1 protein-coding gene and 1 pseudogene are annotated in these 778 nt (G+C 67.4%); both read right to left on the bottom strand.

The features are described from left to right. A partial coding sequence (locus tag D7V88_RS41790) for a CHASE3 domain-containing protein (RefSeq protein WP_208726770.1) occupies positions 1-506 on the bottom strand: 506 nt, incomplete at its 3' end. Continuing rightward, positions 503-778, bottom strand: a pseudogene (locus D7V88_RS41785) (chemotaxis protein CheW); the annotation flags it as partial. The gene D7V88_RS41790 and the pseudogene D7V88_RS41785, both read right to left, overlap by 4 nt.

Here is a 778-nt window from a genome sequence, read left to right as displayed (position 1 = left end):
TGGGCCCTCCAGCGGTCCTCTTCCGTGTCGCGCATCTCGTAGATGAGTTCGCGGATGGCATCCATCTCCCGCTGGCCCCGGTTGGTCTTGACGATCGCCAGGGAAGCGTCGAAGCCCTGCTCACGGCGCAGGCGGATGGTGTCCGCCAGCTCGTCCAGCTTGTTGGCGATGAGCGGCTCTATCTTGGCCATGCGCGAGCGCTGCTCCGGGTACTTGTCCATCGCGACGCGCAGCTTGTCCATGTCCGTGCGCAGCTCGCTCAGGGCGGCCTGGTACGGGCGCAGGTAGACTTCTTCGCCGGTGAGCACGTAGCCGCGCTGGCCCGTCTCCGCGTCTACGAGCAGCGCGCGCACTTCACGCAGCAGCTTGTAGTTGTTGTGTGACTCCAGCAGGCCCTCGGTGGTGGTGGTGAGCTGCTGCGCGCCCTGGAAGGCGACGCCGGCGATCACCAGCAGGACCAGCAGGGACAGTCCGAATCCCAGCGCGATACGATTCCCGATGCTCATGCGACTCCTTCTTCGGACAGCTCGAACACGAGACGACTGTCACCCAGGAGGGCCTCTCCCTCCAGAACGAGTGTGCCGTCGGGGCTGACGCCAGACACCAGCGCGCCCGCTTCCTCTTCCAGGGAGGGGGGCGCGGGCAACAGCTCCGTGCCCGTCAGCACCGCCACCTCCGACACTTCATCCGTGCGCAGCCCCAGCTCCGGCCGCGTCGTTCCCACCACCAGTACTGGCCCGTTGGCATTGGCGGCGGGCCGGCCGAACAGCGGCGCCAG

This window comes from Corallococcus terminator (assembly GCF_003611635.1).
GTDB lineage: Bacteria > Myxococcota > Myxococcia > Myxococcales > Myxococcaceae > Corallococcus > Corallococcus terminator.
Note: the sequence above shows the minus strand (reverse complement) of the source record. Positions and strands in the feature narration are given on the sequence as shown.